17 protein-coding genes and 1 pseudogene are annotated in these 15,083 nt (G+C 62.3%); 12 read left to right on the forward strand and 6 right to left on the reverse strand.

The window, feature by feature from the left end; genetic code table 11:
* Nucleotides 1–15: 15 nt before the first annotated feature.
* The 7 genes and pseudogenes from MET49242_RS18500 (at nucleotide 16) to MET49242_RS18530 (ending at nucleotide 6,419) form a co-directional block, all read left to right on the forward strand.
* The gene (locus tag MET49242_RS18500; protein WP_144259688.1) at nucleotides 16–870 is read left to right on the forward strand and encodes a hypothetical protein; all 855 of its coding nucleotides are present in this window, start codon (nucleotides 16–18) and stop codon (nucleotides 868–870) included.
* Between the two features lie 54 nt (nucleotides 871–924).
* Entirely contained in the window at nucleotides 925–1,161 is a 237-nt protein-coding gene (locus tag MET49242_RS18505; RefSeq protein ID WP_144259689.1) for a hypothetical protein, read from the forward strand.
* Nucleotides 1,162–1,476: 315 nt separating this feature from the next.
* Nucleotides 1,477–2,007: a bifunctional DNA primase/polymerase gene (locus MET49242_RS18510; RefSeq protein WP_036285147.1), complete on the forward strand. Its 531-nt coding sequence runs from the start codon at nucleotides 1,477–1,479 to the stop codon at nucleotides 2,005–2,007.
* Between the two features lie 3 nt (nucleotides 2,008–2,010).
* Nucleotides 2,011–3,702 carry a hypothetical protein gene (locus MET49242_RS18515; protein WP_144259690.1) on the forward strand — a complete coding sequence of 564 codons (1,692 nt, stop codon included), beginning with the start codon at nucleotides 2,011–2,013 and terminating at the stop codon, nucleotides 3,700–3,702.
* 501 nt (nucleotides 3,703–4,203) lie between these two features.
* Nucleotides 4,204–5,310: a tyrosine-type recombinase/integrase gene (locus MET49242_RS18520; protein WP_036285151.1), complete on the forward strand. Its 1,107-nt coding sequence runs from the start codon at nucleotides 4,204–4,206 to the stop codon at nucleotides 5,308–5,310.
* Entirely contained in the window at nucleotides 5,252–5,443 is a 192-nt protein-coding gene (locus MET49242_RS25590; protein WP_036285153.1) for a tyrosine-type recombinase/integrase, read from the forward strand. Before MET49242_RS18520 ends, MET49242_RS25590 begins: the two co-directional genes overlap by 59 nt.
* A gap of 161 nt (nucleotides 5,444–5,604) precedes the next feature.
* Nucleotides 5,605–6,419 (forward strand): annotated as a pseudogene (locus MET49242_RS18530) (IS5 family transposase).
* 19 nt (nucleotides 6,420–6,438) lie between these two features.
* Here the strand turns inward: MET49242_RS18530 and MET49242_RS18535 are convergent.
* Genes MET49242_RS18535 through MET49242_RS18555 form a run of 5 tightly spaced genes read right to left on the reverse strand, consistent with a single transcriptional unit; the run spans nucleotide 6,439 to nucleotide 10,756 of the window.
* Entirely contained in the window at nucleotides 6,439–6,963 is a 525-nt protein-coding gene (locus MET49242_RS18535; protein ID WP_144259691.1) for a lipocalin family protein, read from the reverse strand.
* 26 nt (nucleotides 6,964–6,989) lie between these two features.
* Nucleotides 6,990–7,379 (reverse strand): DUF2147 domain-containing protein, encoded by a 390-nt coding sequence (locus MET49242_RS18540; RefSeq protein WP_036285154.1) that lies wholly within the window; start codon nucleotides 7,377–7,379, stop codon nucleotides 6,990–6,992.
* Between the two features lie 15 nt (nucleotides 7,380–7,394).
* Entirely contained in the window at nucleotides 7,395–8,633 is a 1,239-nt protein-coding gene (locus MET49242_RS18545) for a cyclopropane-fatty-acyl-phospholipid synthase family protein (RefSeq protein WP_036285156.1), read from the reverse strand.
* Nucleotides 8,621–9,424 (reverse strand): DUF1365 domain-containing protein, encoded by an 804-nt coding sequence (locus MET49242_RS18550; protein ID WP_036285158.1) that lies wholly within the window; start codon nucleotides 9,422–9,424, stop codon nucleotides 8,621–8,623. The genes MET49242_RS18545 and MET49242_RS18550 overlap by 13 nt, the downstream gene beginning before the upstream one ends.
* Nucleotides 9,425–9,433: 9 nt before the next feature.
* On the reverse strand, nucleotides 9,434–10,756 hold the full coding sequence (locus MET49242_RS18555; protein ID WP_036285161.1) for an NAD(P)/FAD-dependent oxidoreductase: 1,323 nt from the start codon (nucleotides 10,754–10,756) through the stop codon (nucleotides 9,434–9,436).
* Nucleotides 10,757–11,003: 247 nt separating this feature from the next.
* On the opposite strand from MET49242_RS18555, the gene MET49242_RS18560 reads away from it, so the two are divergent.
* From MET49242_RS18560 to MET49242_RS18580, 5 genes are read left to right on the forward strand one after another with little or no spacing between them, the layout of a single operon-like run.
* On the forward strand, nucleotides 11,004–11,582 hold the full coding sequence (locus MET49242_RS18560) for a sigma-70 family RNA polymerase sigma factor (RefSeq protein ID WP_051134546.1): 579 nt from the start codon (nucleotides 11,004–11,006) through the stop codon (nucleotides 11,580–11,582).
* Entirely contained in the window at nucleotides 11,579–12,244 is a 666-nt protein-coding gene (locus tag MET49242_RS18565) for a ChrR family anti-sigma-E factor (protein ID WP_084679209.1), read from the forward strand. The genes MET49242_RS18560 and MET49242_RS18565 overlap by 4 nt, the downstream gene beginning before the upstream one ends.
* The gene (locus MET49242_RS18570; protein WP_036285164.1) at nucleotides 12,241–13,044 is read left to right on the forward strand and encodes a DUF1295 domain-containing protein; all 804 of its coding nucleotides are present in this window, start codon (nucleotides 12,241–12,243) and stop codon (nucleotides 13,042–13,044) included. The genes MET49242_RS18565 and MET49242_RS18570 overlap by 4 nt, the downstream gene beginning before the upstream one ends.
* Nucleotides 13,045–13,069: 25 nt before the next feature.
* On the forward strand, nucleotides 13,070–14,101 hold the full coding sequence (locus MET49242_RS18575) for a cyclopropane-fatty-acyl-phospholipid synthase family protein (protein ID WP_036285166.1): 1,032 nt from the start codon (nucleotides 13,070–13,072) through the stop codon (nucleotides 14,099–14,101).
* The gene (locus MET49242_RS18580; RefSeq protein WP_051134310.1) at nucleotides 14,094–14,666 is read left to right on the forward strand and encodes a hypothetical protein; all 573 of its coding nucleotides are present in this window, start codon (nucleotides 14,094–14,096) and stop codon (nucleotides 14,664–14,666) included. The genes MET49242_RS18575 and MET49242_RS18580 overlap by 8 nt, the downstream gene beginning before the upstream one ends.
* On the opposite strand, the gene MET49242_RS18585 is transcribed toward MET49242_RS18580, so the two are convergent.
* Entirely contained in the window at nucleotides 14,656–15,075 is a 420-nt protein-coding gene (locus MET49242_RS18585; protein ID WP_036285169.1) for a DUF2177 family protein, read from the reverse strand. The genes MET49242_RS18580 and MET49242_RS18585 overlap by 11 nt on opposite strands.
* Between the last annotated feature and the right edge of the window lie 8 nt (nucleotides 15,076–15,083).

Below are 15,083 nucleotides of genomic sequence, written 5' to 3' on the forward strand. Positions count from 1 at the left end.
TAGCTTCACCAATTCATGACGGCGCTCGGCGCGCTCTTCCTTCAGGTAGAAGTCATGAGCGTTAGTGCGGCGGCTATGCGAGTATGGCGCAATCAGCATCAGTCACTCTTGGTCGCCCGAAGCGTTCGCATGGTGATGGGCCGAACACGAATTCATGAGGTTGATCCGATGCCAAAAAAGCCGGCGAAAATTGCGAAGAATCCCACTACTTCGAGGCGAAGCAAGCGTCCGCAAGTAAACTATGACTCAATTTCGGATTATGCCAAGAATTACCAAGGACCGAGGACAAATTCGACATTGGGTCCCGAGGACTTTGCATGGATTGGCAAAGACGGCACGTTGGACGGTGAAGCGCTGCTGGAGAATGTTGGCTATGAACCAGAGGGGCCGCTTCGGCTGATTTTAGGCGCCATCATCGCTGCTCATCCCACCGACGAGAAAAGAACCAACGAGGACCGCCTACTTGAAGCTGAAGCGGCGTTGCTGGGCACGCACCGAAAGCGTGGGAATCGCGAGAGCGACGACGAGGAGCTCCTGCACGAAATCGGCAATAGGTTTTTCGAAGAGTGGCTCAAAGACACAAACGCCACAATTGATGTCGGTCCAATAGTAAGGAAGGTTCTGAACGATCGTGAGATCCGTTTTCGCATGGTCACTGAAGAGTCGGTCGTGCGAAGGCTTCAACGAAAATTTGATAAAGACCGCGACCGAATTCTCGCCCGCGTGACGAGGTCGTTGAAATGGTATTTGCTCGATTTCTACAAGCGCCTTCTTCGTGTCATTTCAGACCTTCAAGCACTGGGAGTCGAGGTGGACAGTTCACTGCTATGGCGCCGCATCAATCCCGGGGAGCCAAAAGCGCACGAATAACTACGTGGATTTTCTGACCGAAGCGCCGTTATTTAGCTCCACGGAGAGATTCCAATGAAAGCACCGATGCCGATGGACGCAGATCACACTACTCTGGATGCCAGCAACTCGCTAGTCCACAAACTCGATAAGCTGCGCACGTTCCGCGAGGCCGCTGAGCTGAGCGGACTCAAATATCATGTGATTCAGAGAGCCGCAAAGAAAGGCTTGCTGAAGACATACTCGCTTGGGTCTTCGAAAAAATTCGTGACCCTGAGGGGCATCTATAGCGCCGCGACGAACGAAAGCTAACGCCCTCGGTCGGCCCAACGGCCCCAAAAATTCAGTCTCAACTCCGCTAATTCCTAACGCGCGGCCACCGTTTGCGCGCACGGGATCGGCTTCTCTAAAGGAACCGGAAATGAATGAGGCTCCGGACGTTTCTCAACCGTCGCCGGCTTGCTGCTGTTGCCCGCTCCGGCCGCAGTGTAACTTCATGCGCCCTTTCGCGAGCTGGTATACCGCGCGGAGCGCGCCCGTCTCCACTTTGGTCATTCGCGTCAACGAGCACGACATGGTCGATCACGACCAGGATCATCTGCTGCGCGATTTCCAGGAGTGGCGCTCATGACTGCAAGAATATTTGCGGAACACGCGCCGCTTTATCGCGCTGCCGGCTTTTGGCCCCGTCCTGTGTCGCTCGGTTCGAAAGCCTGCCACGTGCGCGATTGGCAGAAGCCCGACGGCGAACTGCCGCCCGAGACGCTGCAGTCGTGGCTGAAGTCGCATTGCTACTTGGGCATCGGGCTCCTCATGGGGAGCCCGTTTCCGGACGGCACGACGCTCGGCGCGCTCGACATCGACCATGACGCCTACACGCGCGTCGGCCATGCTCTGCTCGGCGATCCGCCCTGCTGTCGGTTTGGCAGAAAGGGAATGGTCGTCTTCGTCCGTGTCCGCGGCGAGCCGCGCAATCTCGAGTTTCGCGTCAAGGGCGATGTGGGCAAGCGCTTCGGAAAGGTCGCGGAGTGCCTGTTCTCGAAGAAGCTCTGCGTGGTCCCGCCGACCATCCATCGCGAGACAGGTCGGCCATACCGCTGGGTTGGCCAATCGTTGCTCGATGTTGACTTCAACTCCCTCCCCCTCGTGGAGATATAGACAATGCAACACTCCGTAGTCGTATCCATCGGGATGATCAAAGCAGTCTTCGAGAGCGAGCATGTCCCCGTCCTCTTGCAAGGAGAAGCGACACATGACGCCGCGACGCGCTTCGTTGCGCAGCTCGTCCGCTTCACTGCTGACGAAGGTCGCATCCTCGCGCTCGTCGCCGCCACCCTACCAGAGGATTACGGTGGAAACACCCTGAACGAGGTCCCCGCTATGATCGCTGGAGCGCTTCAGAAGGGTTTCGATGCGCATCCCAAAGCTGGCGTGAAACGGAAGCTCAAGCCCATTGAAGTGCTGATGGAGTGCTTTGACGCCGTGGGCCCCGAGCTCTTTCAAAGCCCGCTACGCAACGCCTTCATCGCCTTGCCAGTGAAAGGCGGCGACGGCGTCGTCAACGTCGGCGTCCCTTCACGAGCCTGCAAGCTGTTCCTGCGGGAGCTTTACTTCCGCAACACCGGTCGGGCTATCCCGACGCGCGATCTGGACGAATTTCTTGAACTCCTCAAAGCGCGCGCCGTTTTCGATTCGCCGATGCGCGACGTGTTCATCCGCGTCGGCGGCGACCACAATCTGGTTTGCCATGACCCCGGCCGTGAGGATGGAGCCGTTGTCGAGATAACTGCCGACGGCTACTCGGTCACGCACAGACCGAGAATCAATTTGATCCGCTCCCATGGCATGCGCCCATTGCCGCTTCCGCGAGCCGGGTCCACGCCCTATTCCGGCTTCGAAATGTTCAAGCGGCTTGCCAGCCTCGACGAACGAACTTGGCCGCTTGTGTTGTCCTTCCTCATTGGCGCAATGCGGCCTGACGGTCCTTTTACATGCTTGGCCGTCGAAGGCGAGCAGGGCAGCGGTAAGAGCACGATCTGCGAGATGTGCAAGCGCGCGATAGACCCTTCGATCCCTATGCGATCAAACCTGCCGGATAGCGCCCAGGATTTGATGATTGTCGCGCAGCATCGGCACGTCGTCGTTTTCGACAATCTGTCCGGCGTCAAGAACGATATGTCGGACGCGCTCGCTGCGCTGGCGACAAAAGCCGGGTTCGAGAAAAGGCAGCTCTATACGGATGGCGAACTCTATACGATCGAGGTGGCGCGGCCATTCGCGCTGAATGGTAATGGCGACTTCATCCATCGGCCCGATCTGATGGATCGGGCCATCCCGCTCCTGCTGGAAGCCCTGCCCGCCGGCGCTCGACGTACCGAAGAGCGGATTTGGTGCGAATTGGAGGCGCTGCTTCCGGAGTTTCTACACGACCTCTATTCTGCGGTATCCTGCGCCATTCGCAATCTTGTGACGACGCCCGCGCCTACAACGCTGCGCATGGTGGACGCGGCGCATTGGATTGCCGCCGCAGAGTCAGCCACGGGACTCGCGCCGGGAACGATGCTAACGGCCCTGGAAGAAGCTCAGGCTTCCATCCAGGCCGATCTCGCGATGAATGATTCGCTGTTTTCCGCGCTGGAGCGGGTGTTGCTCAGGGGCCCATTCGAAGGCCGCGCCTCCGAGCTGCTAAATTTGCTCTGCGAGGACGAGAATAGGCGCTTCGACCGCTTCTTTCCGACGACGCCGCAGGCCTTGGCTACGAAGCTCAGACGCATGCGGCAATCGCTCGGCAAAGCCGGCGTCATGGTCGAGTTCCTGCGGCGAACGAGAGAAGGACGCAAGCTGACGGCATAATTGACCGAGCAAGCCGCCGCAGCGGCGGCGGAAGCCAGGAAAAACGAAATGACGCATCTCAGTGACTGGAGCCAATACTGATGGACGGCGCCAACAAACCGTGTGACGATGTGACGAGCGTGACGGCGATTCCCCCTACCTTGCACACAAAAGAAAAAAGGAGAGGTGGAGGTGTCGTGGGCGTCGACGTGTCCGGAAGGTGGCCGATTCGTCGTCACGGTCGTCACATTGTCACGGGATGCCTCTCGCGCCGCACATGCGCGACCCCCAGCTATGCCAGCGGGAAGCTAGGCAGCCTCATCGCCTGACCAGCGCCTCTTCCCGCCCGTGCGGCAACGTCGGTGCTCGGCTTCGTGAACGCTGCACCGGGGCTTCTTGCGGTCGTGGTTTCACATGCGGTTACACCCGCGACGCCGAGAGGCCGTCTCCAATGCGCTCAAAAAATTGTTGACGTTTCTAACGCGTGTTTTCGTTTTGGCAACGCACTCGGAACGAACTGACATGGCTCTCGACATCAACATCACCAAGCGCCTCCGCCACCGCAAGCTCGCTTCCGGCGAGACGGTGGAGCAGCTGCGCTACGTCCTCAACTGGCGTGATCCGCGCACCGGCGCGCGCGAGCAACGCTTCTTCGAACGCCAGAAGGATGCCCAGGAGAAGCGCGTCGAACTCATCGCTGCATATGAGCGCGGGACCTATAGCGCCGAACGAAAAACGCTCACCGTCGCCGACGCCGTCGCAGCCTGGCTCGACGCGAACCGCGACGCCGTGCGGCCGAACACTTTCGCCAGCTACGAATTCCAGGCCCGCTACGTCACCGGCCCGCTGCTGCCCGCCGCGGCGCGCCTGGCGACGAAGCAGTCGGGCGTCGGCGCGAGGCCCAACGTTCGTCCACTTGCCCTGCTTGGCCATGTCAAAGTCCAGGAGCTGACCACCCGGCAGATACGCGCCTGGCACAGGCCGGTCTCCGAGGAGGTGTCGATCTATTTGGCGAACAAGGCGATGGCGATCCTGAAGGCGGCGCTGGCCCTCGCTGCCGAGGACCATGAGTTCCGCTCGCCAGCGATGCCGACGGGCCTGCAGCGCCAACGCGACAAGGCGCGAAAGGCTGTGCTAACCCCCGATGAGGTGGCGCGCCTGCTCGACGCTGCGCGCGAAGATCACGACAAGGGCGTCTACATCGCCTTTCCGTTTCTCGCCGGAACGCGTCCGTCGGAGCAACTGGGGCTGTTGTGGGACGACGTCGACTTCAGCGCCAACCTCGTCCACATTCATCGCATTCAGTTGAAGGACGGAACGCTCTCCGAGGTGACCAAGACCGCCGCCGGCGCGCGGTCGATCCTGATGTCGCCGCTGCTGCGCGAGATGCTACTCGCCTGGCGGCTGCGCTGCCCGCGCAAGGATGGCGCGTTGCATCGGGTGTTCCCGACGCTGGGCAAGCGTCGCGCCTGGCGGCTGCTGCGCGAGAATGGCGGCGGGGGCGCTACTCTACAACAACTTCCGCGCTCGGATTTGGGCGCCGACGCTAAAGCTGCTGAGCCTGGCGGCGGTGGCGCCGCACTCGGCGCGTCATTCCTTCATCTCGACGCTGCAGGCGCAGGGCGTTGAAGTCGGGCTCGTCGCCAAGCTCGCTGGCCACAAGAGCGCGGTGGTGACGCTGTCTCACTACACCCATGCAATGCGCGGCGGCGAAGACGCGGTGGAGGCGCTCGATCGCGCCTATGGGGGAGCGGCGAGATGACCGCCATATATTCGTCGATGCGTCGGAGCGTGCATCGCTCGATCAGCGATGCGCGGCTACGAAGTCGTCCGAACATGACGTCGCCAAAGCCTGAGCGCAGAAGCTCTCGAGCGCTAGAGGGTGTTATGTACTTTGGTGATTGATTGTCTTAGTAGAATCGGATGTCTCCGATTCGCAAACCTTATCCGTCTGACGTCAGCGACGAAGAATGGTCGCTGGTTGCGCCTTATCTGACGCTCATGGACGAAGGCGCGCCGCAGCGTCAACATTCGCTGCGCGAGCTGTTCAACGGCCTGCGTTACGTGCTGCGCTACGGCATCGCCTGGCGCGCGCCATGCCCAACGATCTGCCGCCATGGTTCGCCGTGTATCAGCAATCGCAGCGCTGGCTGTCGGCGGGCGTGTTCGAGGCGCTTGCGCAGGATCTGCGCGCCCAGTTGCGCGTCGCTTCCGGGCGGGCGGCGGAGCCGACGGCGGCGATCATCGACAGCCGCACCTTGCGCTCGACCCCTGAGAGCGGCCCACGAGCGGGCTATGACGGCGCGAAGCGAAAGCGCGGCTCGAAGCTGCACATGGCAGTCGACACATTGGGCCATTTGCTGGCGTTGCATGTCACGCCGGCGAATGTCGATGACCGCGCCGAGGTCGGCAAGCTCATCGCAGCCGTGCAGGATGTGACAGGCGAAAGCGTCGAACTCGTTTATGTCGATCAGGGCTACACCGGCGAAAAGGCGTCCGAGGCGGCGAAGGCGCAAGGCGCCGAACTGTGCGTCGTCAAACTTGCCGAAGCGAAGAAGGGCTTCGTGTTGCTGCCCAAGCGCTGGGTGGTCGAGCGTTCATTCGCCTGGGCGACGCGATGCAGGCGGCTCGTCAAAGACTACGAGCGCTATGCTCAGACCCTCGCAGGACTCCACGTCGTCGCCTTCGCATGTCTCATGCTCAAGCGCGCAGCAGATTTCATGATCCAAGGTGCATAACACCCTCTAGAGCGGGCGCCTATTCGCTCCAGGGAAATTCGAGCTTCGACGTATCGTAGCCCAGCCGCCGCGTGTGGTTGACGAGCTCCGTCAGCTGCTTTCGTGATGGAGGTTTGCGCGTAAAGATGAAGACATTGTCGAGCGTCGGGCTGGCCTCGATGAACCAGCTATAGTCCGGCGCGTGGTCGACGATGTTGTATTCGACAGAGAGAAGCGGATTGTAGCGCACCATCAGCTTCGAGTTGACGCCCGGATCGAGAATCTCCGCCTCGCCGTTCAGCACGGTCTCCTCAGCGCCCTTGCGGCAGGCGTCGCGCAGGAGAATGCGGTTCAGCGCGGCCGTGCGCGTATAGCCCGTCGTGCCCTTGATGCAGCCATCGGTAATCCACATCGGACGGCGCGCCACTTCCAGCCATGTTCCCCTGTAGAAGCGAGCCGGATCGATCCGGCGTGCGGCGTGCTCCTGCGCCAGCGCGTCGACGCCAACGCCAAAAGCGAAAACCGCGACAAGCGCGGAAAGCGGGCGGACCATCTGGCTTTTCATTTTTGCTCCTCCAACGCGACGGACGATCAGCGCGACAGGCGCGTCCAACTGATCGATTTGCAAATAATGCCGGCCAGCACGCAGCCGCGCGTCTGCATCGCCTCCGGCCCGTAATCAATCTCCAGGCTGTAATTGAGCTTGCGCTGCGGATCATAGGCGGTGCCGGACATGGACGAGCCGGCGCCCGAAACCTTCATCACCAGGCGATCGCCGACATGTTCGCCGCTCGACGGGTCTCGGATCCAGGTGTTGATGGCGCAGAGCGCGCCGCCGCAGGGCGCGATTCGCACACGCGCATTGCCGTCGCCGCGCGCCCAATTGCCGACGATGCCTTCGCTCCTCGCCGGCGCAGACAGAAGTATCAGCGCCGATGCGACAAGCGTGGCAAGGGCCCCGACGGTGAGACATTTGCGCATCGCTTCCTCCCTTCTTCACGCATGCGAAAGGCGATACAGTCCGACATCAATGGCTCCGGCGCGGAACCCGCCCTCGCAATAGCAGAGGTAATAATCCCACAGCCGCCTGAAGGACGGATCGAAGCCCAGCGCTTCGATCTCGTGCCAGTTCGCATGGAAGCGACGCCGCCAGTCGACCAGCGTTCGCGCATAGCCCTCGCCGAATGCCTCGACCACTTCGAGGCGCAGGCCGGCGCGCGCCGCTTCGTCCTGGAGCGCGCGCGGACAAGGCAGCGCGCCGCCGGGGAAGATGTAGCGCTGGATGAAGTCCGGCGTGCTCATATACTTGTCGAAGCGGCAGTCCTCGATCGTGATCGCCTGCAGCACGATATGGCCGCCTTTCGCGAGTCGATCGCGCAATGTCGCGAAATAGACCGGCCAATAATCGCGGCCGACCGCTTCGATCATCTCGATGGACACGATCCGGTCGAAGACGCCGCCGACGTCGCGATAGTCCTGCAGCCGCAGATCGACCTGCGCCTGCAGCCCGTGCTTTGAAGAGACATCCCGCGCATTGGCGAGCTGCTCCTTCGAGAGGGTCAGGCCGGTGATCGCGCCGGCGCCGGCTTTCGCCATTTCCGGTGCCAGACCGCCCCAGCCACAGCCGACCTCGAGAACCGTTTCGCCCTTATGGGCATCGAGCAGTTCGACCACACGGTCGATCTTGTTGCGCTGCGCCTGCTCGAGCGTGTCGTCATCCGACCGGTAGATGCCGGAGGAATAGAACATCTGCGGGTCGAGCCACAGGCGGTAAAAGTCATTGCCGAGATCGTAATGCGCGGCGATGTTGCGACGGCTGCCCGAGCGCGAATTGGCGCGCAACCTATGCATCAGCCAGTTGGCGAAGCGCGCTGGCGCGGAGCCCTCCACCGCGCGCATGAAGGCGTCGCCATTCACCGCCGCGACTTCGATCGCCGCCGCGAGATTGGGGCTGCTCCATTCGCCGCGAACGAAGGCCTCGGCAAATGCGACGTCGCCCGAGAACAATAGGCGGCGCAGCGCGGACGTTTTGTGAATGATGATGGTGGCTTCTGGTCCGCCTCGCGCGCCGCGGCAGTCGACGCGCGTTCCATCGGGAAGGACGAAGGTCAGCCGACCCTTTTCCATGGCCGCCATCACTTTGCGCAGAACGAGCGCTGCGAGCCCCATGCCGCTCCCGGCGATAACGCTGGAGAGCGAAACGGATGGCGTGCCGGGGGAAATCAGATCTGACATGAAACGCTTTCCTTTTCCCTGTTCTTGTTGGCGACGGTGACAGCGTGGCCGGGCGGCGGCGGCCGCACGTGCAGCGCGACTCCCTTGAGCCAGATCAGCAACGCTTCGTAATGGATGCCTGCGATCACTTTCAGCGTGAGCAGCGGATGCGAGAGGAAGACCCGCATCAGCGCGCGATCGTCGAGCGCCTCGCGCGAGAGATGCTGCGTGGCGAACAGCATGTCGCCGTCTTTGTCGGCTACCGAGATCGAGACGGCGTAGGCCTCATCCGGCGGCTTGATCCGAAAGCTGTAGGTCATGTCCATCGCCATGAAGGGCGAGACATAGAACTGCTTCGCGCAGGCGTGGCGCAGCGTGCGGTCGTCTGTCCCGACCGGAAAGAGATAGCAATGACGCTGGCCGAATGTGTTGTGGACCTCGTAGAGGATCGCCTGCAGCGCGCCATCGACGCGATAGCAGAAGAAGATGCTGAGCGGATTGAAGCCATAACCGAGGATGCGTGGCATCGTCAGCAGGCGGATCGCGCCGCCTTTGGCGTCAAGACCGGCGTCACGCAGCAACGCCTCGACCTCGCCGCGAAGATCGCCGCTGCGCGCGAAGAGATGATCCTGAGGGCGGAAACCGAAAAGATTGAACCGGCCGAGCGAAAACAGCCGAAGCTTGCGATCGAGAGCCGGCAGTTCGTCGAGATCGAGCAGAAGCGCAAAAACGCGATAGCGCAGCCGATGCGATTTCGGCCGAATCCGCCGGTGCGCGACCGAGCCGACATAGAGCGCGGATTTCATTGTCATAATCCGCTCCTATGTCGTTGGCGCGGGGCCGACATGAATGCGGCTGGATTCATTTTCGACGGTCCATGGCCGGCGCACGCCGCCGAGCTGCTCGGCGACAGCGAGGCCCGCCTGTAGCCCGTCCTCGTGAAAACCGGAACCGAAATAGGAGCCGCAGAACCAGGTGCGGCGCACGCCCTGCAGTGACCAGAGTTCACGTTGCGCGTCGATGGCGGCGAGATCGAAAATCGGATGCTCGTAAACGAAACGCCGGGAGACGAGATCTTCTCGAGGCGCCGCCATCGCGTTCAGCGTGACAAATAGCGGAGTCGACGGCGACAGCCCTTGCAATCGATTCATCCAGTAGGTGACGCAAAGCGGCGCATCTGGTCCCGAGGCTAGATAGTTCCAGCTCGACCAGATGGAACGCATTTTCGGCATCAGCCGGGCGTCGCCATGGAGGATGGTTTCGTTGCGGCTATATTTGAAGCAGGACAGCAGGCGCGTTTCCTCTGCCGATGGATCGGCGAGCATGCCCAGCGCCTGATCGGCATGCGCGGCGATCACGACATGATCGAAACGCCGTGAGCCGCCGGGCCATTTGACGGTGACCCCATCGGCGTCACGCGTTACGCGCTGGATCGGCGCATTGAGCAGTACGCGCTCGCCGACCGGGGCAATCAGCTTCCTGACGTATTCCCGGCTTCCGCCGGCGACCGTTCGCCAGACGGGACGCCCGGCGATCTTCAGCAGACCGTGATTTTCGCAAAAGCGCGTGAAGGCCCTCGCCGGATAGGCGGCGATGTCCCGGGCCGGCAGCGACCAGATCGCCGCCGCCATGGGATAAAGATGATCCTCGCGGAAGGGCGCGCCATAGCCGTGCGCGTCGAGATAGTCGCCGAGCGTCACGCCGTCCATTTGCACGATATGGCCGGGGGCCTCCGCGTAAAAGCGCCGGATGTCGAGGAGCATAGACCAGAAGCGGCGACTGACAATGTTCTTCTTCTGCGCAAAGAGCGTGAAGAGGTCGTTTCCTGCATATTCCAGCGCGCCATTCGCGATCGACACCGCGAAAGTCATCTCGGTAGGAATGGTCGCCACGTCGAGATGGCGGAAAAGACTGGTCAGGTTTGGATAGGCGGGCTCATTGTAGACGATGAAGCCGGTATCTACGGCGATGGCGCCGTCCCGCCCCATGACATCGACAGTATTGCTGTGTCCGCCGGGGTAATCGCCCTGCTCGAAGACGGTGACGTCATGGGCGTCCGATAGCAGCCACGATGCGGAAAGCCCTGCGACGCCGGCGCCGAGCACGGCGATTTTCAGCCGCTGATTCAGGCCACTAGCCGCCATACGCCGCCTCTTGCGAAAAGTCTCTCTGGCACGCCGTCACAATCATGTCCTTTGCAAGTCATTTTGTTATACGCTCGGGCTCGGCGCTTGGATCACTGGCTGTGTCTTTGCGGAAAATGGCGAAGCTATGATCCAAATTTGCTGGCCGACAGTATAAGGGAGCATGATTGGCGCCGTTGCTGCAGAAACGATCGAGACCGCTGAACGGAGATGCGCGCCGGGAATCCCCGCGCGCAGAACGCCGCCGATGAATGTGCGGACGGCTCCCGTCACAGTTTCCGCCGCAGAGGCGAGCAGCCTGATTAGGAAGATCGCCAACGCGCATGATCGACAGGCCTTCGCGATCCTCTTCGCTTATTATTTTCCGCGCGTGAAGGCATACATGCTTCGCGTCGGCGCGTCGCCCGCCGCGGCGGAGGAGCTGGCGCAGGAGACGCTCCTGCGCGTCTGGCGTAGAGCTGCGAGCTTTGATCCCGCCGTCGCCGCAGCCTCGACCTGGATATTTGTCATCGCCCGCAATCTGCGCATTGATCGCCTCCGCGGCGAGCGTAGCGCCGACGCCTTCGATCCCGATCCGAGCGACCAGCCTGACTCTCCGCCGACCGGCGAGGCGCTCGCAATTCTTAACGAACGCCGTTCACGCGTGCGCGGCGCGCTTGCCGCGCTCTCCGCGGAGCAGGCGCGCATCATCGAACTTTTTTATTTCGAGGAGCTTCCGCACTCGGAGATCGCGCGAATTCTGGACCTGCCGCTCGGCACCGTTAAGTCGCGCGTCCGGCTGGCGATCCAGCGCCTGCGCGCGGAGCTCGAGGATCTCGGATCATGATGGATCTCAGCCGCGCGCCTGAAGACCTTCTGCTGCGCCATGCGGCGGGCGCTCTCGACCCCGCATTTGCGCTGCTCATTGAGACGCATCTTTCGATGTCGCCCGCCTCCCGGCGGCTGCATGGGCAGTTCGAGGCGCTGGGCGGCGCGTTGCTCGACGAAATCGAACCCGCTGATGTCGATCCAGCCGCCCTGAACCGCGCGCTCAATGCGCTGGAAGATGCGGAACCGGCGATCGCTGGCCATGCAGGTGCGCCGAAGGCTGCAAAGCATCCCGACATGCCGGAGGGATTTTCCTTGCCAGCGCCGCTTCGCGCCGTCGACATTGGCCCATGGCGCTGGATTGCGCCGGGCGTGCGCTCCGCGCGCATCGCTTTGCCCGTCTCATCCGCTACACGGGCCTTCATGCTGGAGATTGCGGCTGGGGCCACCGTTCCCCGTCACGGCCATGAGGGCGATGAAGCAACATGTGTGCTGCGCGGCGGCTTCCGCGATCGTGACGCGCAGTTCGGACCGGGAGACATCGCGCAGGTCGATGAGACGATCGAGCACGACATCGTGGTAGATCCCGGGGTTCCATGTCTCTGTCTCATCGCCATGGAGGGACGCACGGTGCCAAGCAGCTGGTTCGGCCGGCTCTATCAGAAGTTCAGGGACATATGAACGTCAGCCTTCTCTTTGTCGCGACGGCCTGCGGCCTTTCCGCGCTGATGGCCTTTGCGTGGCTGCTTCAGCGCAAGACCGGACAGTCGGGCTGGATCGACGCGACCTGGTCGTTCGCCATCGGCGCCGCGGGCGCCTTCCTCTCGCTTGCGCCGATTGACGGAGAAGGGCCCGGAGCGCGGCAATATATCGTGGCTGCCTTCGCGGTCGCGGGCGCCGCACGGCTTGGCCTCCACATCGTGGCGCGCAGCATCAATGCGGGCGAAGATCCGCGCTACCACGAGCTTGCCCTCGAATGGGGCGCGGATTTTCCGCGACGCTTGTTTGGCTTCCTTCAGATTCAGGCGGCCTGCGCGTTTCTCCTGTCTCTCGCGGTCTTTCTCGCGGCTCGCAATCCGATCGCTTTTCCGGCGCTCACCGACTTTGCCGGCGTCGCCATTCTCGTCGCGGCGATTGCCGGCGAAGCCTGGTCCGACGCGACGCTCGCGCGCTTTCGCGCGACGCAGGGTCCGGGCAAGAGCGTCTGCAGAAGCGGGCCATGGGCGTGGTCGCGGCATCCCAACTACTTCTTCCAGTGGCTGAGCTGGGTCGGTTTCGCGGTCATCGCGATGAATGGCACGGGCGCTTGGCCTCAGGGTTGGCTAGCCCTCCTCGCGCCAGCCTTCATGTATTGGCTGCTCGCGCATGTGTCCGGCGTGCCGCCGCTCGAAAAATATATGCTGGCGTCGCGCGGCGCCGCGTTCCGCGCCTATCAGGCGCAGGTCAATGTCTTTTTTCCGGGGCCGCAAAAGCGCGCGTGAAACCGGTTTTCTGGAGGATAACGCCATGTCACTGATCGCTTCCGCCGTCAGCGTCGTCGAACGCGCGCCGCTTCCCGACGCCGTCTTGCGCATGGGCGTCGGTTATCTCGTCGGCCGCACCCGCGAGCGTCTCAGCGCCGCGCCGCCAACCTCTGTCGACGCCTTTGCGCGGGATATGGCCAATTATCCCATCGCCATCCATACCCGCGAAGCCAACGCCCAGCATTACGAAGTGCCGGCGCGCTTCTTCGAGTTGGCGCTCGGTCCGCGCCGCAAATATTCCTGCTGTTTTTACGAAAGGCCCGAGACGACTCTGGCAGAGGCGGAAGTGCGCGCGCTGGAAGAGACAGTGCGGCATGCTGACCTCGCAGATGGCCAGAGCATCCTCGAACTCGGCTGCGGCTGGGGATCGCTCTCCCTCTCCATGGCGCAAACCTTCCCCAAAGCGCGCATTACCGCCGTCTCCAACTCATCGAGCCAGCGCGCGCATATCGAAACCGAGATCGCGCGGCAGGGACTCGCGAATTTGCGCGTGATCACCGCCGACATGAACGACTTCAGGACGGAGGGGCCTTTCGACCGCATCGTGTCGGTCGAGATGTTCGAGCACATGTCCAACTGGCGCCCGCTTCTTTCGCGCGTCCGTGAATGGCTTGCGGCGGACGGGAAGCTGTTCATCCACATCTTCACCCATCGCAATCAGCCCTACCGCTTCGACCACAACGAGAAGGCGGACTGGATTGCGCAGCACTTCTTCACAGGCGGAATCATGCCCAGCCGCCAGCTCATTCACAGCTTTGGCGACCTCTTCGAGGTCGAGCAGGAATGGCTCTGGAACGGCGTACATTACCAGCGCACAGCGCTGGACTGGCTGCGCAATTTCGATGCGCGGCGCGACGAGATTGACGCAGTCCTGCGGGACGCATATGCCTCCGACGCCGCATTGTGGCGCCGGCGCTGGCGGCTGTTCTTCCTCGCGACCGAAGGCCTCTTCGGCGACAGCAATGGCGAGGAATGGGCGGTGAGCCATTATCGCCTGCGTCCATCGCGTGGCTGATTTCGAGGCCCTGTGGCGGCGTGTGCGGGATTACGTCGCCGCCCCCGACCCGCTGACGGCGACGTCGAACAGGCTGGCGCTGATCCTCGCGTCGAACCAGCCTTTTTACCCATTCTATGTGAGCTGGTCCACCGGGGACGCGAGCCCGCTTCTCGCGCTGACGCTCTTGTCGACGCCGTTCTTCCTGGCGTCGCCTTGGGTCGCGCGACGGCTGCCGGACGTCGGGCGATTGTGGTTCCCGGCCGTCGGCGCGGCCAACACCTTCTTCTGCGCTTTCGTATTCGGCCAAAGATCCGGCATCGAATTCTTTCTCGCGCCCTGTCTCATCATCGCCGCCCTCTCCTGCCGTCGGGCGCATATCCGCGCCCTTGCCGGTTACGTGGCCGCGTTTCTCGGCGGTTACCTGCTACTGCACGGAAATTACGGTTCACCGCTCTACCCGCTGGATGCGCGCCAGCAGGACGCTCTCGGCTCCCTCAATTTCTATAGCGCCATGTCATTGAGCGTGATCGCAGTGTGGATGTTCCTGCCGGCGCGGCAAGACTCTCTGCGCATCACGCGGTGAAACGTTTATTATTGCGGCGTCTAGCCGCGAGATAGCCGGCTGTGGCGGCGACTGCCGTGAGCAACGCACCCCAGCACAGATCGATGAGCGTCACCAGCACCGGCCAAAGCTTCAGCGTCGCCTGATTGGTCAGATCATATGTGCCATAGGCCACAAGGCCCAGCATGGCGCCGTTTAGCGCCGCCTTTCGCCAGTCGTCTTCCTCCAGCGCCGGCGCCGCAGCAAAATAGACGACGCCGCAAAGATAGAGCGCATAGAAGGCGATCGCCGGCCCAGCCCGGAACTCATCAGCAAGCAGCGGCCCAAGTTGCGGGCGATAGAGCCTCTCCGCCATCGACGACAGCCAGATCGCATCCAGCGCCAGCATGCCGAAAGCGGCGCCCGCGTAGGCAAAGACGAAGCGGAACATTGTTGCTC

The sequence above is a fragment of the Methylocystis sp. ATCC 49242 genome (assembly GCF_000188155.2).
Lineage (GTDB): Bacteria > Pseudomonadota > Alphaproteobacteria > Rhizobiales > Beijerinckiaceae > Methylocystis.

Excerpts from the sequence above, each read along its gene's own strand:
- MET49242_RS18535 (WP_144259691.1), bottom strand. The coding sequence starts at position 6,963 with ATGAAAAGCCAGATGGTCCGCCCGCTTTCCGCGCTTGTCGCGGTTTTC.
- MET49242_RS18540 (WP_036285154.1), bottom strand. The coding sequence starts at position 7,379 with ATGCGCAAATGTCTCACCGTCGGGGCCCTTGCCACGCTTGTCGCATCG.
- MET49242_RS18510 (WP_036285147.1), top strand. The coding sequence starts at position 1,477 with ATGACTGCAAGAATATTTGCGGAACACGCGCCGCTTTATCGCGCTGCC.
- MET49242_RS18585 (WP_036285169.1), bottom strand. The coding sequence starts at position 15,075 with ATGTTCCGCTTCGTCTTTGCCTACGCGGGCGCCGCTTTCGGCATGCTG.
- MET49242_RS18555 (WP_036285161.1), bottom strand. The coding sequence starts at position 10,756 with ATGGCGGCTAGTGGCCTGAATCAGCGGCTGAAAATCGCCGTGCTCGGC.
- MET49242_RS18560 (WP_051134546.1), top strand. The coding sequence starts at position 11,004 with ATGAATGTGCGGACGGCTCCCGTCACAGTTTCCGCCGCAGAGGCGAGC.
- MET49242_RS18500 (WP_144259688.1), top strand. The coding sequence starts at position 16 with ATGACGGCGCTCGGCGCGCTCTTCCTTCAGGTAGAAGTCATGAGCGTT.
- MET49242_RS18545 (WP_036285156.1), bottom strand. The coding sequence starts at position 8,633 with ATGTCAGATCTGATTTCCCCCGGCACGCCATCCGTTTCGCTCTCCAGC.
- MET49242_RS18505 (WP_144259689.1), top strand. The coding sequence starts at position 925 with ATGAAAGCACCGATGCCGATGGACGCAGATCACACTACTCTGGATGCC.
- MET49242_RS18515 (WP_144259690.1), top strand. The coding sequence starts at position 2,011 with ATGCAACACTCCGTAGTCGTATCCATCGGGATGATCAAAGCAGTCTTC.
- MET49242_RS18565 (WP_084679209.1), top strand. The coding sequence starts at position 11,579 with ATGATGGATCTCAGCCGCGCGCCTGAAGACCTTCTGCTGCGCCATGCG.
- MET49242_RS18550 (WP_036285158.1), bottom strand. The coding sequence starts at position 9,424 with ATGACAATGAAATCCGCGCTCTATGTCGGCTCGGTCGCGCACCGGCGG.
- MET49242_RS18570 (WP_036285164.1), top strand. The coding sequence starts at position 12,241 with ATGAACGTCAGCCTTCTCTTTGTCGCGACGGCCTGCGGCCTTTCCGCG.
- MET49242_RS18575 (WP_036285166.1), top strand. The coding sequence starts at position 13,070 with ATGTCACTGATCGCTTCCGCCGTCAGCGTCGTCGAACGCGCGCCGCTT.
- MET49242_RS18520 (WP_036285151.1), top strand. The coding sequence starts at position 4,204 with ATGGCTCTCGACATCAACATCACCAAGCGCCTCCGCCACCGCAAGCTC.